Genomic DNA, 22,269 nt, shown 5'->3' with positions numbered 1-22,269 from the left:
AGTAAAATAATGCGTAATTTAAAAACTACCCATATTTGTGTTCTCCTCAGTGCATTAACATTGGGAGCATGTAGTAGCGATGATGATAAAAAACAGCCTACTCCGGTTGTAAACACAGCGCCTACAGCAAGTGATGCAATGCTAACTACACAAACTGAAGTAAGCATTACCGATATGCTTAGCGCAACCGACAATGATGGCGATTCGCTTACTTACTCGTTAACAAGTGAGCCAACTCTCGGAACTGTTACCCTTAATAGCGATGGTAACTTTACCTATACACCGAATAAAGAAGTGACAGGTTCAGATAGTTTTATGTTTGGTGTAAGTGATGGCGTTAATTCGCAAGTAACTGCAACAGTGAACATTACAATTGACGCACTACAAGTCGACTTTGCTCAATTTGCAACCGATGCATTTAATCAAGCCCCAAATGCAGAGCCGTTAACTGTTAACGGTCGGGTGTTTACAAACACCGATACCGATGTTGATGGATTAATTTCAACAAACGGTAACTAACCAAGTAATTAAGCTGACAGGCCATGGATGGCTTTTTTCAAAGGATATTTATAATGCATTTATCAATTTTTAAGTCCGTCGCATTTATTACTTTATGCCTAACGACCTTTGCATTAAGCGCTGCGCCTTTTACTCCAAAAGATGATGCAGTTATTGCTAACAGTAATTCAACGCTTAGTGCTTCTCTGTCTGTTGAGGAAATAAATACATTAGTCACTAACAGCCAATATGTAGGCCAAACAGAGCGTTTACAGGGGCTACTTAAAACCCGTTTAGCCCAGCTATATAAACACACACCCTCATCTCAAATTGGTTACTTATATGCTCGCGTTTTACAAAAAGAACACCTCTTTGACGAAGCCATCACTATTGCTAACAACGTTTTAATTACAGAGCCAAAGCACAGTAATAGCCATTTGTTGCTGGCCAATATATTGATGACCCAAGGTGAATTTATACGCGCAAAAAAACACTGCGTAGCCTTAATTGGGAAAGTAAGCACTATTACTGCTAGCACCTGTGTACTCGATGTACAAAGCCAACATGAAAGCGTTTTAGACAGCTACCAAGCATTAGTAAAAATTATAAATAATAATCAAACTAGCCTAGCTACAAACCATGTTTTAAGTGAAATGAGCTACCGTTTAAATAACTACAAACAAGCGTTGTCTCACTTACAAAGTGTAGATTTAGTTCAAGCCCCTGTGAGCCTTATTGTTTTATGGGCCGATATTCAAATTGCTCTAAATCAACCACAACAAGTATTAAATACATTAAGCGTACTGCTTCCTGATAAAAGTAATTTAGAGGATGCTATTTTGCTAAGACTTTCAATCGCAGAAAAAAAGCTAAATAAACGCGATAAAAAATGGCAAAATACAATGGCGCAAAGAGTTACACTACGAGAGCTTCGCAAAGATTCTTTTCATGCAAGTGACTTAGCTAAATATTACCTTGATGTACAACCAAATCGCGAAAAAGCACTTTACTGGGCTCATATTAATTGGCAGCAGGCTAAAATGAGCACCGATGAGCAATTACTTATTCAAGCAAAAGCGATGCAACGAGATACACTATGAAAACGCCTTATCTATTTATACTCACTTTAATGCTTTGCATTTTTTCAACTTACAGCTTTGCCCATCAACTAAGTACAAGTTATATAACCTTAAATAGCGAGAACAATAACGACACCAACAAAAACCAATACACGGGTACCTGGCAAATTAATATAGCCGACTTAGAGCACGCAGTGCCTCTGGATTTAGATAAAAACGGGCAAATTTCGTGGACAGAAATAAAAGCAAAACGCAGCTCAATTAATAACTTCATTGAAGAAAATTTAAATATCACGCAAAACGCGCAATCATGCCCTTTAAAAAGTGAAGGTATCTATCAGCTAGATAACCATTTTAACCAGCCTTATTTGGTTATTCCGTTGCTGTTTAGCTGTGATGACAATGAAGCAATTTCTCTTTCTTATTCTGCTTTTTTTAATACCGATGCCAATCATAAATCCATCGTAAATATAAACGGTGTATCTCGTGTATTTAATATCAACGAGGCACAACAAACGTTCAGCTTTGAGCAAACAAGTTATTTAAGTACGTTTAATCAATACGTGTATCAGGGTGTTTTACATATTTGGATTGGTATTGATCATATTTTATTTTTAATCGCCCTGTTACTTACCTGTGTTTTAAAACGCAGCGATAAAGCATGGCAAGGTATTAGCTCTAAAAAACAAATTATTAAACACACAGCATGGATAGTAACCGCGTTTACGCTTGCGCACTCTATTACGCTTACCGCAACAGCTATGAACTTAGTCTCACCAAATAGCCGCTGGGTAGAGCTTGGAATTGCTATATCGGTTTTATTTGCAGCATTAAATAATGTGTGGCCGTTGGTACTTCGTTTAGGTTGGCTTACTTTTGCTTTTGGTTTACTACATGGGATGGGATTTGCGAGCGTACTTGGCGAGCTTGGCTTGTCGAGCGACTATCAACTGCTTAGTATATTGGCGTTTAATTTAGGCGTCGAAATCGGTCAACTTAGTATCTTACTAGTAGCCTTACCAATACTCATTTATGTACGACACTACACTTGGTATAAAAAGTGGTTAATGCCAATGGGCTCCGTTGCTATCGCAATCATTGCACTTCAGTGGTCAATCGAGCGCTTTTAAATAGACTAAAATAAAAAAGCTAGCCAAAGTATTGGCTAGCTTACTTTTGGTTATTTATTTTGAGCGTTACTGCGCTTTATCAAATGGCATCAGTAATGTTTTCATCGCAGGGCGAAGCGCTATTAACACTGTTTCTTCGGTTAACTCTGGGTAGAGTAACTTTCTAAGTAATAACCCTGCCATCATCGAAAAAATAACATTAATTCGACTTTCAAGTTCAAGCTCATCAATGTCTTTGAGCGCACTTCGCTCGCTTGTTAAAAGCTGTCTCATGCGCCCGCGTGCTTGAGTATCCATATCACGTAGCAATGAAGCTACTTTAACATTTCGACCTGCTTCAGCCATCATATCTAAATCAACTACACATGCCCCTGTGTCCATGTGCCTTTGCACACCAATGTTTAAGCCATCTAAAAGAGCTGCTAAAACATCACCTGGGTGATCTTCAAACTGTTGGAAGATAGAAAACATTTCTTCCATGTCTTTTTCAATAATGCTTTCTATAATGGCTTCTTTACTTTCAAAGTAATTATAAATATGGCCCGCACTCATCCCTGCCGTTTTAGATATTTCAGCCATGCCTGCACCGTGGTAACCTTTTCGGCGAAAACACTCTGCAGCAGCTGTTAGTATTTGTTCGCGCCTAGCCAGTGCTATCGCGGGATCTGTTTGCCTTTTTGCTTTAGGCTTCATGTTCAACTCCACTACCAAGTCATAAACTCAGTAAAGCAAGAGCTATAAATAGTCTCGCTATATAAATATGTAATGCGGCTTTAAAAGCCGCAAATATTATTTCTCTTCCTGAGCTGTTTCACTGGTTACGTTCCATCCGCCACCAAGCGCTTTGTACAGATTAATTTGACTTGCAAGATACGCTTGCTGACCCGAAATTAACTGTTGCTGCGCGCCGTACCATGTACGCTGAGCATCAAGTACTTGCAAGTAGCTATCTGCGCCTTTTTCGTAACGCATTTTTGATAAATCAAACGTGATTTGTCGGCTACTTATAAGCATATCAAGCGCACTTAATTGCTCTTGGTAACCTTCTCTATCAGCAAGTGCATCGGCAACTTCGCGAAACGCATTTTGAATTTTTTGCTGGTACGTTGCCACCGCAATTGCTTGATCGGCTTTTGCCACATCAAGATTTGCTTGGTTACGTCCCATATTAAAAATAGGTAAGCTAATTGACGGCACAAAACTCCATGTCCCCGAGCCTGAATCAAACAAGCCATTTAAATCACTTGAAGCAGACCCGGCATTGGCTGTTAAGCTAATACTTGGATAAAACGCCGCACGTGCAATACCAATATTGGCATTTGCAGCAAGCATTAAATGCTCAGCGGCTTTAATATCAGGGCGTTGCGATAACAGGTCAGACGGTAAACCGACCGGCACTTCTGGCATGCTGATCAAGTTAGTCAGGTCTTTACTAGGCAGTAAATCAGCTGAAACAGATTTACCCACTAATAAATCTAAGGCGCTTTTATCACGCTTTAACAAACGTTTGTATGTTGCTATGTCTACTTTTGCCGTGGCAACTGTGCTTTTAAGCTGCTCAAGGGTAATTGAAGACGTCGCACCTAAATCAAAGCTTTTTTGCGTAAGCGATAATGACTCTTGCTGAGAGGTGAGCGTTTCTTTTGCAAGCTCTAGCAGTTGTAAGTCCGTCGCGTAACTAAGCCACGCATTTGCCAACTCTGAAATTAAAGACACCTGCGTACTGTATTGGCTAAGCTCTGTAGAGTATAAATTTTGGAGTGCTTGCGCTGATTGATTGCGTACTTTGCCCCAAATATCTAACTCGTAAGACGTAATGCCCACTGTTGCACTGTATTGCGAGCTAATAGCTGCATCGCCAGTACCCGACAAATCAGCCGGTAAACGCTGGCGCGTACCAGAAGCATTTAAATCAAGCGACGGATACAAAGCAGAGTCTTCAATTTGATACAAACCACGAACACGCTGCACATTAAGCACTGCAATTTGCATGTCTTTATTATGCTCAAGGCTTTGCGTAATTAAGGTTTGTAGTTTTTCATCATTAAAAAACTGCTGCCAATTTAATTGCTGCGCAGCGCTTTGCTCAGTACCTGATGCATAAGCATCAGATACTGGTAGAGCAAGGTCTTTTTGCTCTGGCGCTAATTGACAACCACTTAGCACCAATAAAGCAATTGCACTTAGGCTGAATGTTTTAATACTCATTCTGCACTCTCCTTCGTTGTCTCGTTAGTTTTACCAGGGAATACACGGCGAACTAACACAAAGAACAACGGTACAAATACAACAACTAATATTGATGATGCGAGTGTGCCGCCAATAATCGAAATACCTAACGCATTTTGCGCACCAGAACCCGCACTTGAGGCTATTGCAAGTGGTAAAACACCACAAATAAAGGCCATCGAAGTCATGAGTATTGGACGTAAACGTAAGCGTACAGCTGCAATAGCCGCATCAACTAAGCCAAGCCCATCATCCATTTTATGAATCGCAAACTCTACAATCAGTATCGCATTTTTAGATGCCAAACCAATGGTGGTCAACAAGCCTACCTGCAAGTAAATATCGTTAGATAAGCCACCACCAAGCGCCGCCATAATTGCACCAAATATACCCAGTGGCACAATCATCATTACCGCAAATGGTACCGACCAACTTTCATAAAGTGCAGCTAAACATAAAAATACAAACAACAGCGATAAGCCATATAATAATGGCGCTTGGCCACTACTAGAGCGCTCTTGGAATGAAATACCGGTCCATTCAGACGAAATACCATTAGGCAGCTGTTTAACTAAACGCTCCATTTCATCCATTGCTTGGCCTGTACTGTAACCCGGCGCTGCACTACCTTGAATTTCCATTGCTGAAAAACCATTGTAACGCTCTAAACGTGGCGAACCATACGTCCAGTAAGCACTAGCGAACGCTGAAAACGGCACCATATCGCCATTATCATTGCGCACATACCACTTATTTAGGTCCTCAGGCACCATGCGCGATTGTGCATCACCTTGCATATACACTTTTTTAACTCGACCACGGTCAATAAAGTCATTCACATAACTACTACCCCATGCTGTCGAAAGTGTACTGTTAATATCGTTTTGCGACACACCAAGCGCTTCGGCTTTTGCCAAATCTGTATCAAGTTGTAGTTCTGGCATATCTTCTTGTCCATTTGGACGTACGCCCGCTAAAATTGGACTTTGGCTTGCTAAACCTAATAACTGATTTCGTGCAGCCAAAAGTGCGTCATGCCCTAGGCCTACACGGTCTTGTAAGAAAATATTGAAGCCATTAGCAGTTCCCAGTTCAACAATTGCAGGTGGCGGGAATGCAAACACAAACGCTTCTTTTATCGTTGAAAAGTACCCCATTGCTTTACCTGCAACACCTTGAACAGATAACTCGTCACGCTGACGCTCATCCCAATGTTTAAGGTTAACAAAGGCAATTGCTGAGTTTTGGCCAGAGCCTGCAAAACTAAAACCAGTAACGGTAAAAATACCGTTTACGGCTTCAGATTGATCGTTTAAAAAGTGATTTTCTACCTTTTTAACAACCTCAAGCGTTTGCTGTGTTGTAGAGCCTGCCGGTAATGATACTTGGTTAAACAAAATACCTTGGTCTTCGTCAGGTAAAAATGCTGTTGGCAAGCTTGAGAATACATAAACCATACCGCCCACAATCACGCCATAAATAAGTAAGTAGCGTTTAGAGTGCGTAAGCATACGGCCTACAAAGCTTTGTGCACCTGAATTTGTTTTATCAAAACCACGGTTAAAGCCTGTAAAAAATCGGCCAAATAACGTCTCATTGTTATGTACATGGCTTGGTTTTAAAAGCGTTGCACACAATGCAGGCGTTAAAATAAGAGCAACTAAAACAGATAACCCCATCGCCGATACCAGTGTTATAGAAAACTGACGATAAATAATACCGGTAGAGCCACTAAAGAATGCCATTGGGATAAATACCGCAGAAAGCACCATGGCAATACCTACCAGCGCGCCTTTAATTTCATCCATAGATTTACGCGTAGCTTCAAGTGCCGAGAGTTTTTCCTCGGTCATTAAGCGCTCAACGTTTTCTACAACAACGATTGCGTCATCTACCAATAAGCCTATGGCAAGTACCATCGCAAACATCGTTAGCGTATTTATTGAATAACCAAAGGTGTACAAAATACCAAACGTACCTAGTAAAACCACTGGTACTGCTATTGTTGGTATAAGTGTTGCTCTAAAGTTTTGTAGGAACAAATACATAACTACAAAAACAAGTACAACAGCTTCAATTAAGGTGTGAATAACTTTTTCGATAGATAACGATACAAACGGCGTTGTGTCGTAAGGTATAACAGCATCTAACCCTTCAGGGAAAAACGGTTTTAGCTCTTCAATCGCTTTTTTAACTCCAGCGGCAGTATCAAGTGCGTTAGCACCACTGGCTAATTTAATACCTAATCCTGATGCAGGTTGCCCATCGTAACGAGCAACAACGCGGTAGCTTTCACCGCCAAGCTCTACTCTAGCAACGTCCTCTAGACGTACAAAAGAGCCATCTGGATTGGTTTTAACCAATATTTGTTCAAATTGCTCTGGCGTTTGTAATCGACTTTGAGCCGTTACTGTTGCATTAAGTTGCTGACCATCAACGGCAGGCATACCGCCAAGTTGACCGGCAGATACTTGTGCATTTTGCGCACTAATTGATGCACTAATATCAGCAGGTGTCAGCTTATAATTTTGTAACTTTGAAGGGTCTAACCAAATACGCATCGCGTACTGAGAACCAAACAGCTGCACTTCACCTACGCCTTCAACACGTGAGACAATATCTTGCACGTTTGATGAAACATAATCGCCAATATCAATATTGGTCATGCTGCCATCTTTAGACACAAAAGCATAAACCATTAAAAAGTTACGCGCTGACTTTGCAACTACAACACCTTGCCTTTGAACGGCTTCTGGTAATAGTGGAGTCGCTGTTGCTAGTTTATTTTGCACTTGGACTTGTGCAATATCAGGGTCAGTTTCAGCGCTAAACGAAAGTGTAAGCGTAGCAGAACCACTCGACTCAGAAGTAGATGACATATAAAGCAGGCCATCAAGTCCTTTCATTTTTTGCTCAATAACTTGCGTTACCGTATCTTCAAGTGTACGTGCAGATGCACCAGGGTACGTTGCAGTAATACTCACTGCAGGTGGTGCAATTGAAGGATACTGCGAAATAGGTAAACTCCTAATCGCCAAAATACCTGCAAGCATCACTACAATAGCGAGTACCCAAGCAAATATCGGTCTATCGATAAAAAATCGTGACATTAAAACTCTCCGTTATTGCGCTTGATCGGCTTTAGTAGACGATTGAATTTCAGATGGATTCACTGGTGCACCAGGGCGGATTTTTTGTAAACCTTCAACTATTAATTTATCGCCATCCATTAAGCCATCAGTAACAAGCCAATCAGAACCAATCGTTCTATCTACTTTTAATACGCGGCTTTCTACTGTGTTATCTTTGCTGACAACCATTGCTGTTGGTTCGCCTTTTGAATTACGGCTAACACCACGTTGCGGAGCTAAAATAGCACCCGCCTTAACACCTTCCACAATAGAAGCTCGGGCATACATGCCTGGCAGTAATAATTTTTCTGGGTTTGAAAATTTAGCACGTAGTATTACTGAGCCAGTACTTGGATCAACTGTCACTTCAGAAAACTGCAATGTGCCTTTATGAGGATAAACAGAGCCATCTTCCATAATAAGTTCAACGTCAGTTTGGCTAGTCGAATCAACACTTAGAGCACCTGATGATATTGCTTTTTTAAGTTTGGTAAGCTCATTACTTGATTGTGTTAAATCGATATAAATTGGATCTAACTGAGTCACTGTAGCAAGTGCAGTACTTTGGTTAGCACTAACTAGTGCACCTACAGTTACGCTTGATTTACTAATTTGACCACTAATTGGTGACGACACATGGCTGTAATCAAGGTTAATTTGCGCCGATTTTAACTGCGCTTTAGCCGTTAATAATTCTGCTTTTGCTTGTTTGTATGCGGCATCTGCTTCATCAAAGTCTTGCTGACTTACCGCTTTTATTTTTAAAAGCTCGCTAAAACGAGATGCTTTAGCTTTACTACTTGAAATACTCGCCTGAGCACGTGCAACACTTGCTTCACTTGCTGCTAAGTCTGCTTCAAATGTCGCAGGGTCTATTTGATACAGAGCCTGGCCTTGTTTAACCTCTTTACCTTCAACAAATAAACGAGATTGCACAATACCACTTACTTGTGGGCGAATTTCTGCAATTTGAAATGCACTGATACGACCAGGAAGTTCTTTTTTGAGAGTAAGCGCTTGGCTTTTTAATGTAAGTACACCCACTGGTACAGCTTTAGGAGCTGAAGCTTGTGACTGCTCAGCAGCCTGATCGCAACCAGTTAAAGCAACAGAACCGACGAGGGCTGACAATACAAATAAAGCGATGCGGGAACGCTGCATGTTAAATACCTTTTAGTTTAGAGTGAACGATCATTCTAAATTAAAACGCGCTGATAATGAATCTTAATTAGAAGAAATTTACACAAACTTACACTCCTCAGTACAATATACGTCTTAGGTTGCATTTAATGTTAATTAGATGAAAATAGAATCAAGACTGTATGAAAATAAAACAACCTAACATATTGAAATAATATCCCATTTTAGAAACGAAGTTTTTAACAGACACAAAAAAGCCAAGCAAATACAGCTTGGCTATTTATATAAAAACTAAAGCACACACCTTATTTTAAAGGATATTAGCACTCTGCGGGTTAATAACCCTTGAAACTAACAACTGCTCTACCCTAATTCCTTCTACATCAACAACTTCAAACTTAAAACCTGAAAAAGTTAAATGCTCCGCACGTTTAGGTATTCGCTTCATATTGTAAATTAAAAAGCCAGCGACCGTTTCATAGTGCATCTGGTCAGGAAATTCTTCTATATCAAGTACTTTTGCTAAATCGGTAATTGGGGTTAAGCCATCTACAAGCCATGAATTTTTATCGCGTTCTATGATTAATTCGTCGCCTTGATGAGTAATTAAATCACCCATAAACCCTTTCATTAAATCTTTTACCGTTACAATACCCACCGAAAGTGCATATTCGTTTACGACAACAGCAAATGGTTTTGCTGCACTTTTAAACGCATTTAAAGCTTCAGATAAGCTTAATGTTTCGGGTAAGTAAAAAACATCTTTATCAATGAGATCATCGTTTATATTGGCAGCTTCGCCCTTTAGTACTTGTCGTAAAATATCTTTAGATTCAACAGAGCCATGCAACTTATCTAAATTTCCTGACACCACTAAAAAGTGGTTATGAGGATGGTCAATAATTTTAGTCGCAATATCATGGCTAGATTCGTTTAAATCAAAATATACAATTTGGTCGCGTGGTGTCATTACGCTTGATAAAAATCGCGCTTCTAGGTCAAACACATTGCCAATTAATTCATACTCTTGCTTTTGCAAACTACCGTATGCAGCACCTGCTTCCATCATGGCAACAATGTCCTCAGTTGTCACATTGTCTTCTCGCTCAGCGGGTACTTTAAATAAGCGCAGCACAAAGTTAGTGACACCATTAAAAAACATCACCAGCGGGGTTAATGCAAAGGTAACCCAGCGCATTATTGTAACCACTCTAACAGCGACCGCTTCTGGCATGATCATCGCTAAACGCTTTGGCATTAAATCGGCGAACAATATAAACAAGGATGTAATAGTAAAAAACGAGAATAAAAAGCTAATTTTTTCTAAATGCGCACCTTGATAAAACAATACCAACACACTTTCAACATAAGGCGATAAGGCCTGCTCGCCCACAATACCACCCAATATCGCTATCGCGTTGAGTGCTATTTGGATCATGGCAAAAAAAGCCCCTGGATTTTCTTGTAGCTTTAGTACCGCTGCTGCCTTTATATTCCCTTCATCTGCCATTACTCGCAGTTTTATTTTACGCGACGCTGCAATTGCTATTTCTGACATAGCAAACAACGCACTGATCAAGATCAATAAGCTAATCCCGATTAAATCACCCATTTAACGCTCCAAAAAGTTAGTGCTTTTTTAAACAAAAAGCAGCTGGATTATAATCGGTTTTTAAAATGCGGCAATTTATATTTATAAAATATATTAAAGTAATTTAATTTCATGAGGTTACATTGATCAAACTGTTTTTTTTAAACTGTTTAATTGCCTTTAAAGGCGACTTTTAATTGAACAACTAAGGCCGGATCCATATTTATATTACAAGCAAAAAATAATGGAGATTGAGCTGTATTTAGATTTAGTAATGGCTCGAGTAGCTCAAGCCTTGGCTCAGTTTTTATTCGATAGCTAAATTGCTTTTTGCTAAGAACAACAAAATCAAGAATATCGTGACGAGTGCTTATAAGTTTATCTATTTTATCTAGGCTATCGATGAGTAATAAATGCTTGCTTTCACTAAAGCCCCTTTCAAGCAAATAGTGATGACTAAAGTTATCACGCAGTACTGCTATTTTATATTTTTTAGCATCATTGAGAGTATTTAACTTTATACCTCTAGATTTTAGACCATAAATAGCAGAATCAAAGCTTTCCAGTTCGCCTACCCAGTTAAACTTACTTTCTCTATTAGGTAGTCGAACAATTGAAAATATACAGGTGTTTTTATCGCGTAGCGCTGCATTGTAAGATATGGCCCAACTATGCGCCAACATAGTGTATTTTATACCAGTGCCTTCTAGCGCTTTATGAACTTTATCGACAGAACGGCCAACGAGTTTATTATCTTCATTGAGATACTGAAAGTCCGGAAATACTTCCGTTACTATTGTAATTTCAGTTGCATCAACTTTAATACAGCTAATGAGCAATAAAAAGATCAATAATTTCATTCAGTGAGGCCTCAACCAACTCATTATATGTGTTTAATAAATATAGCTGAGGCTTTATGAACTGCTAGTTTTTAGTCATGTAATGCACACTTATACGCTGATAGTGCTAGTATTTATAGCACCTACAGCTTACTTGTTCATCGCACTAATTAAAAATGCTGAAATTTTGGCGCCTTCTCTAAGTGTTGTTTCAGAGCTTGATTGACCCACTAAAGAGCTGTCGGTAAAGGGGGCTATTTCCATCATATCAGCACCCGTAATCGGAAACTCATCCGCAATAGCTGATAAAATATCAAGCGCATGCTGTGGTGTTAAACCATTATGTTCTGGCGTACCTGTGGCTGATGCAAACTCGGCATCAAGCGCATCAATATCAAAGCTTACGTAAACTTCATCAACGTTATCGGCTTTTAGCTGTGCAATTGCATCAGCAGCAACGGCCGCTGCACCGCGCTCAATAATTTCATGTGCCCAGTGCTGCTTAACACCAAATGTACTTTCCCAATGCGCTTTTGGCTTACCACTTGAGCGTATACCAAACTGAATTAAATGATGCGGTGCCGGTAAAAATTCTAAAATATGTGTACACCACGAGCCAAAACATAAATCTATGCCTAAGCGCTCAACAAGTAAGTCGGTATGCGCGTCAAAGTGAATAATAGCGGTACGCTTACCTTGCTCACGTTTTGCCTTTAAATACGCTTTAGTAAGTGGGTAACTAATTGAGTGATCGCCACCAATACCAAATATGCCTTTATCTTTAAATGTTGCGTAAAAGCTGTCGCATACATCCTCTGTGATTGATAACGGACTTACGTAATAGTCGTTATCTTCATTACCGTATAGGGCTTTTTGGCAATTAGAAATAGTTGCATCGTTTAAGTATTTATCGTGAAGTAAATGTGGGATTACACGTACATCGCCTAAATCAAACGAATGACACTGCGGCTGCTGATCAATTAATGCTGAGCGCACAAATAACGGCCCCCAATTTGCGCCGCGTAAAATACCACCGCCACAGTCTGAGCTAATACCTAACATTACGGCTTTATGTGGAGAATTTGGTAGCTCATTTAAAGAGTCGCGCCAAAGTGAATCTACGTTTTCGGTTTGCCCATAAAGCTTATTACGTAGTGCGGCTTTGCGCTCTTTAGCAGTGTTTACTGTAAATACACCATCGCCTGGTGAACATAAATAGTGTTCAACTTTGTTTTTAAATGCTTCAAATTGTGTGCTCATAGTAAACTCCTTCGGTTTTTGTTCTGTACGCAGCTAATTAGTTTCGATTACTTTTGATTAGTTATGCAAAATTACTAAAAATGCCTAAACTTCAAATAAATTTCGTTTTTCTAAATAAGTGAGTGCCTAATGTAAATAAATACGTTTACTTTCATGCAATCAACAAAGCCATAAGCAAATGAATTTAAATGGTATTTAAATGATTCGGCAATCAACTTTTAAATTGTAGTTACGCGCTTGAGTGATACTTATTATGTCTGCTTGAACAAGTCAACACCGTAACGGAGCTGCGAATATAAGTGTTTGATTGAATATTCATAGTTGGTGAATAAATCAAATGAGTACTTAAAATTATTAAGGTTTAATTGGAGGAGTTAAGATAAAACGGACAATCGTCCTGTACTTGATAAACGTTTCTAGCAATGATGCTAGATTGACACAATTTATTATAAAAAGGCTTAGCTATGGAAAAGGTATTTCACTTAGGACTATGTATTGACGATCTTAAAGGTGCAAAACTTGCGATTGTACCGGGCGATCCAGATCGTGCTGCACGCATTTCACAATTCCTAGACAACCCAACCTGCCTTGCTCAAACTCGTGAGTTTCATGTTTACTTAGGTCAACTAAACGGCCATTCGGTGGTTGTTTGTTCTACGGGTATTGGTGGTCCATCTACGTCGATTGCAGTAGAAGAATTAGCACAACTTGGCGTGCGTAAATTTTTACGTATTGGTACAACCGGTGCGATTCAGCCACATATCAACGAAGGCGAAATTTTAATTAGCCAAGCGTCTGTACGTTTAGACGGTGCAAGCCAGCATTTTGCTCCTCTTAGCTACCCTGCTGTGTCTGACTTTTATGCAACACAAGCTATGGTACAAGCATGTAAAAACTTAAATATCGATTTCCACATTGGTATTACAGCATCAAGCGATACATTTTATCCAGGACAAGAGCGTTACGATACGCATTCTGGTTACGTTCCTAAATCACTACAAGGTAGCTGCGAAGAGTGGCAAAAACTGGGCGTGATGAACTACGAAATGGAATCAGCAACATTATTCACTATGTGTGCAGCCCTTGGTTTACAAGCAGCATGTGTAGCAGGCGTACTTGTTAATCGTACTCGCCAAGAAATACCAAATGTTGACCATGGTGAAATTGAGCGTAAATCTGTAGCGGTAGTATTAGAAGCGGCTAAAGTATTACTTGATTAATACGGATTCTATTATTAATGGGCTATTATAACGATAAGAAAATGGCTCAGTAACAAGGCAAAAATTATGAAGTATAGTTGTCTTATATGAATAATTTTTAACGCAGTTAGTGAGTTATTTAATTCGATAGAATGGCGCATTTTAATAAAGCACAGCTTTGCCTGTGCTTTATTGTTTTTAAGAGGTTATTTTAGCTGAGCGCTAATTACTTCTATTGCCGGTAGATTTTTAAAACTTGCAAGTACAGCACGTGCTACACCCTCTTGGTTTTCATGGCCTGCGGTTTCTAAAAGTGTAATTGATTTTACTGTACTTTCGTTAAAGCTAAGCCCTGCGATAAATAATTGGCTAAGTGCACTTTGTAGTGGCGACAAGCTTGGGCTGTACGCTGCGTTTTCTGCGTAACTTCCGTAAAAATCACCATTTTCAAATGTACTAATTTTTACTGCACTAAAGTTTTTACTATAGGGTACGTATGCGTTTAATGCTGTACTTGCTAGTTTTTCATCTAGTTGATCATTTGCAAATACTTGCTGGTGAGGCTCTGGATTAAACAAGCTAAACGCGTTACCTAAATCAGTCGGCCCAAACGAGTGCGGCAGTAATTCTGCCAATTTAAAGTGTTGCTCTGGCAATAAAATATCAAACTCTTTCGCATCAGCGAGTTCGTTCATAAACTGGCGGCAGTATCCACACGGTGCATCGCTAATCGCTATTTTAACTATTTTTTTAGCGCCGTTTAACCATGCGTTATTTATAGCCGATTGCTCTGCATGAACCACTAAACTCAATGCTTGATGATCAAACTCTACATTTGCACCAAAGTAAAAGTTTACCTCATCGTTTTCATCAAGTGCTTTAACAATTGCGCCTACATGAAAATCTGATATCGGCGCAACAGCATACTCAGAAGCCAAAGGTACTAAACCTTGTAATAATGCATCATCAGACACATTGAGTTGTGCGCATAACGCTTTAATATTATTAGAATTTAATATGCCATGTTGTGATTTTAATTGACTACGTAATGACGCTGTTTGCGCTAAGTTTAATGTGATGTGAGAATTTGTAAGTGCTGTATCTTGCTGTACAGTAAAAGTTGCTGAAGCCATAACATTTTTTAATTATTCAATGGCTAAGTAGTTTAAAAGGTTAAGCCGCTAATTGCTAGGTTATTAAACGCAAAAAAGGGAGCACATCGCGTGCTCCCTTTAATTTTAACTGATATACCCAACAAAATAATTAATTGGTATACCTAACAAAATAACATGTTAGCCGGTATTACGCATACCTGCTGCAATACCTGTCATCGTGATCATTAATGCATTATCAATGTCACCTTCGTTGCGTTTTTCCTCTGAGCGAGCACGACGTAAAAGCTCAACCTGTAGTAAGTTAAGTGGATCGGTGTACGGGTTACGTAAACTAATCGACTCCTTAATCCAAGGTTGTTCGGCTAGTAGGCTTTTTTGCGGGCTAAGTGATTGTACCAAGCTAATGGCTTCTTGAAGCTCTTTACGAAGTGTTACACCCAGTGGTTTGTACATATCTTCCACCAGCGCATTATCATAATGCTCACTCAACCAACAATCGGCTTTACTAAATACCATTTCTAGCATTTCTAGGCGCGATCTAAAGAACGGCCACTGTAAGCTCATTTCGTTTAGGGTTTCTGCGCCGTACTTATTAAGCGCAGCTTTTAAGCCTGTTAACGCACCTAGCCATGCAGGAAGCATTAAACGGTTTTGGCTCCACGCAAAAATCCATGGAATAGCACGTAGACTTTCAACGCCACCATTAGGATTACGTTTTGCAGGACGCGAGCCAAGCGGTAACTTAGACAGTTCAAGCTCAGGTGTTGCCATTCTAAAGTAAGGTACAAAGTTTTCATCATGGCGAACTACATTACGGTAATGCTCACATGACTCCTCACTTATTAGCTTCATTACTTCGCGCCAATGCGGTTTTGGCTCCGGCGGCGGTAATAAGTTACTTTGCAGAACTGCGCCAGCGTAAATATTTAAGCTTTGCAGTGCTACATCGGGTAAACCAAATTTAAAGCGGATCATCTCGCCTTGCTCTGTTACACGCAAACCCCCTTTTAATGAACCAGGCGGTTGTGAGTGAAGCGCTTGCGCAGCGGGTGCACCACCACGTCCTACTGTACCACCACGTCCGTGGAATAAAATAAGCTCAATACCGCGTGCATCAGCAAGCTGTACTAATTTATCCATTGCTTCGTACTGCGCCCAACCTGCTGCCATCATGCCGGCATCTTTGGCTGAATCAGAGTAACCAATCATCACATTTTGCGTGTTTTTAATGTGCCCGCGATACCAAACATTATCAAGCAATGTAGTAATTACATCACTGCCTGCATTTAAATCGTCGAGTGTTTCAAACAGCGGCGCTACAGGTAAATCAAAGCTACAGCCGCTTTCTTTTAGCAATAGCTGTACTGCTAAAATGTCTGATGCTGTTCGCGCCATCGAAATAATATACAAACCAAATGTTTCTTCGTCTTGCTTGGCAATTACATCAAAGGTATCAAGCACTTCTTGCACATCTGGGCTTGGTTGCCAATGTTTTGGAATAAGCGGTCTGCGTGAGTTAAGCTCGGCAAGTAAAAACGCTTGTTTGTCTTGCTCTTGCCATTGGTTGTAGTCGCCTAAACCTAAATAACGAGTCAGCTCTGAAAACACATCGCCGTGACGAGATGAATCTTGGCGCACATCAAGTTTAGCTAAACGCAAACCAAAGCTATTAATACGGTGCAATAAATCAAGCAATAGGCCATCGGCAACTACTTTCATATTACACTTTAATAATGAGCGGTAGCACACCTCTGCTGGGTGCTTAAGCTGATTAATATTAGTAATTAAGTCTTGTGAATCACTACGCTTATTTTTAATTTTAGCACCTAAGTGCGCCACTGTTTCTGCAACTTGATTTTTAAGCTTTTTAATTACTGCTCTGTAAGGTTCAAACTCTTGCCCTGCAAGCTCAATAAGCTCATCACTGGCATCTGACATTGATAGTTCAGCACATAATGTTTTTAAATCTTGAATGTATAAATTAAGTGCCATCCAACGACCATGATCAAGTACCTCTGTTGTAACCTGCGAAGTTACAAACGGATTACCATCACGATCTCCTCCCATCCAAGACGTAAACTCAATTGGGCTGTAATCTATTGGTAACTCCAAGCTGAGCTGGTCTTTAACATTAGCTGAAAACTCACGTAAAAAACGCGGAACGGCGTGCCAAAGGCTATTTTCTATAACTGCATAGCCCCATTTAGCTTCATCTACAGGCGTTGGGCGAGAACGACGAATATCGTCGGTATGCCAAGCTTGGCTAATCAGCTGTTCAATACGATTTAAAATATTGTCACGCTCTTGCGGCAAGTTATCTTTTCGCTCAAGCGATGCTAAGCAATCACTAAGTTCAACGTGTTTGTTAATAATAGTACGGCGCGTAACCTCGGTTGGGTGGGCGGTCAATACTAAGTTTATGTGGAGTTTTGAGAGTGTTTCGGCCAAATGATTACTGTCTAACTGGCCTTGTTCTGCTTTTGTAGCTAACGTTTTTAATGTTTGAGTGAGAGGGTTTTGTTGACCAAGGCCAACGTCGTTAAAACGCGAAACGGTATGAAATTGCTCTGCTACATTAGCAAGGTTTAAAAAATGATTAAATGAACGGGCAACCGGTAAAAGCTCTTCATCACTAAGCGCATGTAAAACATCTATTAGCGCTTGTCTGTCGTCTTCGTTACCACTGCGAGATGATTTTGATAAAGCACGAATTTCTTCCACTTTATCTAAAATCGCTTGACCTTGGGCATCTTTGATTGTTTGTCCTAGTAGTTGCCCTAGTAAATTTACATTACCTCGCAAGGCGGCGTATTGTTCACTCATTTATCAGTCTCCATTTTTTCGTAGGACACTATTAATATCATCATGAAGAGATATTTAATAGATCCATTTGCAATGTCTTGTCGTAAAAAAGTATATATAAAATAATCACAAAGCATTCACATGATCATTTTTTACGATGGTAACTGCCCTCTTTGTAGTACCGAAATGCAGCAACTAAAACACGCTGATAACAAAAACTTAATTACGCTTGAAGATCTTAACGCGAGCGACTTCAGTGAGCGCTACCCGTATATTGATAAAGACAAAGCAATGAACTACCTTCAAGCTCAAAAGCAATCAGGTGAAATGATTTATGGGCTTGATATAACTTACGAAGCATGGAAAATAGTGGGTAAACACGGCTGGTTGAAAATTTTTCGCTTGCCAATAATTCGCTTTTTCGCTGACTGCGGATACCTATTATTTGCTAAGTATCGGCACCCCATCAGTCGCTTTTTAATGCCAAATACTCAGTGCAGTAATGGCCAATGTGGACTAAAAGCAAAAGGTGATAAATGAAAACTATTGTTTTATTCGGCGCAAGCAGTGCCATAGCAAATGCATATATAGAACATCTACAAATAAACACGCCTACTCATCAGATCGTTTGTATTAGTTCAAAAAGTATTGAATCTGGCTCAAGTGTTGTCCACCTGCATACTGACTACACAAAACAAAGTTTAGCGCGCGTTACTAATTACCTAAAAGAGCAAAATGCCGATATACAACAAGTTATTATATTCAATGGTACACTGCACAACGAAACCCATATGCCTGAAAAAAAGATGGAGGATTTAGACGCTGAGTATTTTAGCCAACTTCTAAATTCAAACACCCTAACTCCCATACTTTGCTTGCAGAGTATTTTGCCGCTGTTAACCCACAAAACGCAGTGTACTATTACTGCATTAAGTGCGCGCGTAGGCAGCATAAACGACAATAAATTAGGTGGTTGGTATACTTACCGCGCATCTAAGGCGGCGCTTAACATGCTATTTAAAACCGCTGCTATAGAGCTTGCTCGTCGTGCTAAAAATACCAAACTCATTCTGTTTCACCCTGGCACTACCGATACAGCACTTTCAAAGCCCTTTCAAAAGAATGTACCTGAAGGCAAATTATTTACCCCTGAATTTGTAGCCAAGCAACTATTTGAATTAACAAACAATAACCCTGATTTAAAACTAAACGGTGAGCCTGCTTATTTAGACTGGCAAGGCTCTACAATACCGTGGTAAGGACTTTTAATGCATTTTACTAAAGCGCAAATAGACGCACTTGAAAAACATACCCGTACACATTTAATTAATTCTCTTTCGGGTTTTAAAAGCGCTAATTTAATTGGCACGCAAGACTTACTCGGCAATACCAACTTGTCGATTGTAAGTTCGGTTATTCACCTTGGGGCTAACCCACCGTTAGTCGCAATGATTATGCGCCCTCACAGTGTGCCGCGTCATACGTTTGAAAATATTTTACAAACGGGCACTTACACCATTAATCAAGTGAATAAGTCGATTTATAAGCAAGCTCATCAAACTTCAGCCCGTTACGATAAAGACGAGTCTGAGTTTGACGCTACAGGCTTAACACCTGAGTACTTAAACGACTTTGCAGCGCCTTTTGTGCAAGAAAGCCGTTTAAAGTACTCGGTTAAATTTGTAGAAAACCAACATTTAGCCATCAATGGTACCGAGCTTGTTATTGGCGAAATTATGGATGTATATGTAGATAAAGCGGCACTACAAAGTGATGGCTTTTTAGATTTACAAGCAATAGAAACAGTGGCAGTAACCGGGCTTGATAGCTACCACACCAGTAATAAATTAATGCGCCTGCCTTATGCAAAAAAACCTTAGCATGCATGTTATCTCATAAAATTGAATTCCCTTTTCACATTGCGCACAATGCCTAAAAACCAAGGAGAAAAACATGACCACCATAGGTATTGGTACACAATCAAGCGAGCAAGCGCTGGCAAGCCTAAGTAATATGACGCAAACGCTAACCCCTATTGCTGCTGACGAACATTTAGAGCGCATAGCCAAGGCGCAAGCGTATATGCTTGCAAACAACATAGATGCAATTTATTTAAACGCTGGCACCAACCTAACCTACTTTACAGGTATGAAATGGTACGCGAGCGAGCGCATGGTTGGCGCAATATTACCCGCCCTTGGTGACGTGCAATATATAGCACCGTACTTTGAGATTGGCTCATTAAACGGGTTTAAAGTAATAGATGGGCCTATTCATGGGTGGCAAGAGCACGAAAACCCTTATGCACTTTTTGTCGAAGTACTAAAAAAACTAAACATTAATGAAAACGCAACCATTGGCATTGATGAAAGCGCGCAATTTTTTATATTCGACGGCATTAATAAAGTGCAAACAGGTTTAACACTCATAAACGCACAACCTGTAACAGCGCATTGCCGTATGCATAAATCAATTCACGAGCTTAGCTTAATGCAGCGCGCGATGGATATGACCTTAGCCGTACATCAAGCCACAGCAAGCATGCTTTATGAGGGAATAACCACCACCGAAGTAGAAGCTTTTATAAAGCAAGCACATCAAAAAGTAGGCGCGCCAGGTAACTATTTTTGTATTGTTTTATTTGGTGTTGCAACGTCTTTTCCGCACGGTGTTAAAGACGCGCAAGTGCTTAAAAAAGGCGATATGGTATTAATTGATACCGGCTGTAAAGTGCACGATTACCTATCAGATATAACCCGTACCTATGTATTTGGCGAGCCAACAATGCGCCAACGCATGTTTTGGGATCACGAAAAAGCAGCGCAAATGGCCGCATTTAATGCAGCACAAATTGGTGCTACCTGCGAAGACGTAGATGCAGGCGCACGTAACTATTTAGCAGCGCAAGGGTTAGGCCCGCTGTATCAAACACCGGGTTGCCCGCATCGAACGGGTCACGGCATTGGGCTAGATATTCACGAATGGCCATACTTAGTTGGCGGTGATAAAACCCCACTAGCCCCAGGCATGTGCTTTAGTAACGAGCCAATGTTAGTTATACCCGATGAATTTGGCGTGCGTTTAGAAGATCATTTTTATATGACCGACTACGGCCCTCATTGGTTTACAGAGCCTAGCCATAGCATCGACGACCCATTTGGGCTTAACACTTAAAACTGATTACCTTCAAGAGCAGCTGTTTAGCTGCTCTTTTTAGTTTGAGGATTGATAATGCATACTTCGTCCCAATATCCTTTTTTATACTTAGTTATAAGCAATCCTCAAAAGGATAAATATGAAAAACTTTAAAATTGATATCGTTTCAGACGTAATGTGCCCTTGGTGTGTAGTGGGTTATAAAAACCTAGAAACTGCACTAGAGCAACTTAAAGGCGAAATGAGCGCAGATATTACGTGGCATCCTTTTGAACTAAATCCAGATATGCCAATTGAAGGTCAGGATTTAAACGAACATTTAATGCAAAAGTACAACCTAAGTGAAGAGCAAGGCGACGAAAATCGTAAAAACATGTTCGAAGCAGGTCAACGTGCTGGATTTACCTTTAATTTTGATGGCAAACGCATCATGATCAACAGCTTTGATTTGCATCGTTTATTAATGTGGGCACGTGAAGAAGGTAAGCAAACCGAGTTAAAACTCGCCTTTTTTGAAGCGCACTTCACTGATTTAAAATACTTAAATCAAGAAGAAGCACTGCTGGACGTTGTTGAAAATGTAGGTCTTGATAAAGAAACTGCGCGCGGCATTCTACATTCAGACAAATACGTACAAGACGTACGCCAAGAGCAAGACAACTTTAAACAGATGGGTATTACTTCTGTCCCTACATTTATCATAAACGATAAATATGCGCTTACTGGCGGACAACCAAGCGACTCATTCATTCAAGCACTAAAACAAATTAGTGAAGAAGAAGCCAAGCAAGACGCTTGCGAGTAAAATTGTTGTTTAACACTTCAAAAGGCTGCACATTGCAGCCTTTTCTATTGCGTATAGGCAAGCGAACAATAATCAACTTACTATAAACTTATTTGATATTTTATCGACAACATACAGCACTGAATGCGTGTGATTATTCGTAACATCACAAGCGACTTATCTCTAACACAGCCTCTAAGATTCTCGTAAATGAACTTCACTTTATAAAAATTAGGATGGGTATCTGTAGTTCTCAACTAATTTCAGCTGAAGGGCAGAACGCTCAGGCAACGCTATTTTCGTCTGCGTAAAAATT

18 protein-coding genes are annotated in these 22,269 nt (G+C 40.0%); 9 read left to right on the top strand and 9 right to left on the bottom strand.

The genetic code is table 11. From position 1 onward, the window contains the following. Positions 1–9: 9 nt before the first annotated feature. From I6F45_RS11010 to I6F45_RS11000, 3 genes are read left to right on the top strand one after another with little or no spacing between them, the layout of a single operon-like run. On the top strand, positions 10–519 hold the full coding sequence (locus tag I6F45_RS11010; RefSeq protein ID WP_024607522.1) for an Ig-like domain-containing protein: 510 nt from the start codon (positions 10–12) through the stop codon (positions 517–519). 53 nt (positions 520–572) lie between these two features. After that, complete coding sequence (locus tag I6F45_RS11005) at positions 573–1,598, top strand: hypothetical protein (RefSeq protein WP_197160480.1); 1,026 nt, start codon at positions 573–575, stop codon at positions 1,596–1,598. After that, on the top strand, positions 1,595–2,707 hold the full coding sequence (locus tag I6F45_RS11000) for a HupE/UreJ family protein (RefSeq protein WP_007582393.1): 1,113 nt from the start codon (positions 1,595–1,597) through the stop codon (positions 2,705–2,707). Before I6F45_RS11005 ends, I6F45_RS11000 begins: the two co-directional genes overlap by 4 nt. 66 nt (positions 2,708–2,773) lie before the next feature. Here the strand turns inward: I6F45_RS11000 and I6F45_RS10995 are convergent, their stop codons facing one another. The 7 genes from I6F45_RS10995 to I6F45_RS10965 form a co-directional block, all read right to left on the bottom strand. Next, positions 2,774–3,400, bottom strand: a complete 627-nt coding sequence (locus I6F45_RS10995) for a TetR/AcrR family transcriptional regulator (RefSeq protein WP_007582392.1) — start codon at positions 3,398–3,400, stop codon at positions 2,774–2,776. Positions 3,401–3,496: 96 nt separating this feature from the next. Continuing rightward, on the bottom strand, positions 3,497–4,915 hold the full coding sequence (locus I6F45_RS10990; protein ID WP_197160478.1) for an efflux transporter outer membrane subunit: 1,419 nt from the start codon (positions 4,913–4,915) through the stop codon (positions 3,497–3,499). Further along, entirely contained in the window at positions 4,912–8,046 is a 3,135-nt protein-coding gene (locus I6F45_RS10985; protein ID WP_007582390.1) for an efflux RND transporter permease subunit, read from the bottom strand. The genes I6F45_RS10990 and I6F45_RS10985 overlap by 4 nt, the downstream gene beginning before the upstream one ends. Positions 8,047–8,058: 12 nt before the next feature. Then, positions 8,059–9,228, bottom strand: a complete 1,170-nt coding sequence (locus I6F45_RS10980; RefSeq protein WP_010553970.1) for an efflux RND transporter periplasmic adaptor subunit — start codon at positions 9,226–9,228, stop codon at positions 8,059–8,061. Between the two features lie 289 nt (positions 9,229–9,517). After that, positions 9,518–10,819 carry a hemolysin family protein gene (locus I6F45_RS10975; RefSeq protein ID WP_007582388.1) on the bottom strand — a complete coding sequence of 434 codons (1,302 nt, stop codon included), beginning with the start codon at positions 10,817–10,819 and terminating at the stop codon, positions 9,518–9,520. A gap of 149 nt (positions 10,820–10,968) precedes the next feature. Further along, the gene (locus I6F45_RS10970) at positions 10,969–11,658 is read right to left on the bottom strand and encodes a transporter substrate-binding domain-containing protein (protein WP_197160476.1); all 690 of its coding nucleotides are present in this window, start codon (positions 11,656–11,658) and stop codon (positions 10,969–10,971) included. Positions 11,659–11,787: 129 nt separating this feature from the next. Beyond that, positions 11,788–12,897: an arginase family protein gene (locus I6F45_RS10965; RefSeq protein WP_166420019.1), complete on the bottom strand. Its 1,110-nt coding sequence runs from the start codon at positions 12,895–12,897 to the stop codon at positions 11,788–11,790. Positions 12,898–13,361: 464 nt separating this feature from the next. On the opposite strand from I6F45_RS10965, the gene udp reads away from it, so the two are divergent. After that, entirely contained in the window at positions 13,362–14,117 is a 756-nt protein-coding gene (udp, locus tag I6F45_RS10960) for a uridine phosphorylase (RefSeq protein ID WP_007582384.1), read from the top strand. Positions 14,118–14,302: 185 nt separating this feature from the next. Here the strand turns inward: udp and cdd are convergent, their stop codons facing one another. Together cdd and ppc are read right to left on the bottom strand one after the other, a co-directional pair. Further along, positions 14,303–15,229 (bottom strand): cytidine deaminase, encoded by a 927-nt coding sequence (gene cdd / locus I6F45_RS10955; RefSeq protein WP_197160475.1) that lies wholly within the window; start codon positions 15,227–15,229, stop codon positions 14,303–14,305. Between the two features lie 159 nt (positions 15,230–15,388). Beyond that, entirely contained in the window at positions 15,389–18,034 is a 2,646-nt protein-coding gene (ppc, locus tag I6F45_RS10950; RefSeq protein ID WP_197160474.1) for a phosphoenolpyruvate carboxylase, read from the bottom strand. A gap of 120 nt (positions 18,035–18,154) precedes the next feature. On the opposite strand from ppc, the gene I6F45_RS10945 reads away from it, so the two are divergent. The 5 genes from I6F45_RS10945 (at position 18,155) to I6F45_RS10925 (ending at position 21,974) form a co-directional block, all read left to right on the top strand. Continuing rightward, positions 18,155–18,553, top strand: coding sequence for a thiol-disulfide oxidoreductase DCC family protein (locus I6F45_RS10945; RefSeq protein WP_197139333.1), 399 nt, complete (start codon positions 18,155–18,157; stop codon positions 18,551–18,553). Further along, positions 18,550–19,272, top strand: coding sequence for an SDR family NAD(P)-dependent oxidoreductase (locus tag I6F45_RS10940; protein WP_197160473.1), 723 nt, complete (start codon positions 18,550–18,552; stop codon positions 19,270–19,272). Before I6F45_RS10945 ends, I6F45_RS10940 begins: the two co-directional genes overlap by 4 nt. Before the next feature lie 9 nt (positions 19,273–19,281). Then, entirely contained in the window at positions 19,282–19,893 is a 612-nt protein-coding gene (locus I6F45_RS10935; protein WP_165728372.1) for a flavin reductase family protein, read from the top strand. Positions 19,894–19,966: 73 nt separating this feature from the next. Next, a complete protein-coding gene (locus I6F45_RS10930; RefSeq protein ID WP_197160472.1) occupies positions 19,967–21,187 on the top strand; it encodes a M24 family metallopeptidase in 1,221 nt (406 codons plus the stop codon). 121 nt (positions 21,188–21,308) lie between these two features. Beyond that, positions 21,309–21,974, top strand: a complete 666-nt coding sequence (locus I6F45_RS10925) for a DsbA family oxidoreductase (RefSeq protein ID WP_197160471.1) — start codon at positions 21,309–21,311, stop codon at positions 21,972–21,974. The last annotated feature ends 295 nt before the right edge of the window (positions 21,975–22,269 follow it).

Origin of the sequence: Pseudoalteromonas sp. SWYJZ19 (assembly GCF_015864375.1) — a bacterium.
Classification (GTDB): Bacteria; Pseudomonadota; Gammaproteobacteria; order Enterobacterales; family Alteromonadaceae; genus Pseudoalteromonas; species Pseudoalteromonas arctica.
The sequence above is the reverse complement of the archived record's forward strand: the minus strand, read 5'-3'. Positions and strand labels throughout refer to the sequence as shown.

Bases quoted from the DNA above. Each gene is read 5' to 3' on its own strand.
- I6F45_RS11010 (WP_024607522.1), top strand. From the start codon at position 10: ATGCGTAATTTAAAAACTACCCATATTTGTGTTCTCCTCAGTGCATTA.
- I6F45_RS11005 (WP_197160480.1), top strand. From the start codon at position 573: ATGCATTTATCAATTTTTAAGTCCGTCGCATTTATTACTTTATGCCTA.
- I6F45_RS11000 (WP_007582393.1), top strand. From the start codon at position 1,595: ATGAAAACGCCTTATCTATTTATACTCACTTTAATGCTTTGCATTTTT.
- I6F45_RS10995 (WP_007582392.1), bottom strand. From the start codon at position 3,400: ATGAAGCCTAAAGCAAAAAGGCAAACAGATCCCGCGATAGCACTGGCT.
- I6F45_RS10990 (WP_197160478.1), bottom strand. From the start codon at position 4,915: ATGAGTATTAAAACATTCAGCCTAAGTGCAATTGCTTTATTGGTGCTA.
- I6F45_RS10985 (WP_007582390.1), bottom strand. From the start codon at position 8,046: ATGTCACGATTTTTTATCGATAGACCGATATTTGCTTGGGTACTCGCT.
- I6F45_RS10980 (WP_010553970.1), bottom strand. From the start codon at position 9,228: ATGCAGCGTTCCCGCATCGCTTTATTTGTATTGTCAGCCCTCGTCGGT.
- I6F45_RS10975 (WP_007582388.1), bottom strand. From the start codon at position 10,819: ATGGGTGATTTAATCGGGATTAGCTTATTGATCTTGATCAGTGCGTTG.
- I6F45_RS10970 (WP_197160476.1), bottom strand. From the start codon at position 11,658: ATGAAATTATTGATCTTTTTATTGCTCATTAGCTGTATTAAAGTTGAT.
- I6F45_RS10965 (WP_166420019.1), bottom strand. From the start codon at position 12,897: ATGAGCACACAATTTGAAGCATTTAAAAACAAAGTTGAACACTATTTA.
- udp (WP_007582384.1), top strand. From the start codon at position 13,362: ATGGAAAAGGTATTTCACTTAGGACTATGTATTGACGATCTTAAAGGT.
- cdd (WP_197160475.1), bottom strand. From the start codon at position 15,229: ATGGCTTCAGCAACTTTTACTGTACAGCAAGATACAGCACTTACAAAT.
- ppc (WP_197160474.1), bottom strand. From the start codon at position 18,034: ATGAGTGAACAATACGCCGCCTTGCGAGGTAATGTAAATTTACTAGGG.
- I6F45_RS10945 (WP_197139333.1), top strand. From the start codon at position 18,155: ATGATCATTTTTTACGATGGTAACTGCCCTCTTTGTAGTACCGAAATG.
- I6F45_RS10940 (WP_197160473.1), top strand. From the start codon at position 18,550: ATGAAAACTATTGTTTTATTCGGCGCAAGCAGTGCCATAGCAAATGCA.
- I6F45_RS10935 (WP_165728372.1), top strand. From the start codon at position 19,282: ATGCATTTTACTAAAGCGCAAATAGACGCACTTGAAAAACATACCCGT.
- I6F45_RS10930 (WP_197160472.1), top strand. From the start codon at position 19,967: ATGACCACCATAGGTATTGGTACACAATCAAGCGAGCAAGCGCTGGCA.
- I6F45_RS10925 (WP_197160471.1), top strand. From the start codon at position 21,309: ATGAAAAACTTTAAAATTGATATCGTTTCAGACGTAATGTGCCCTTGG.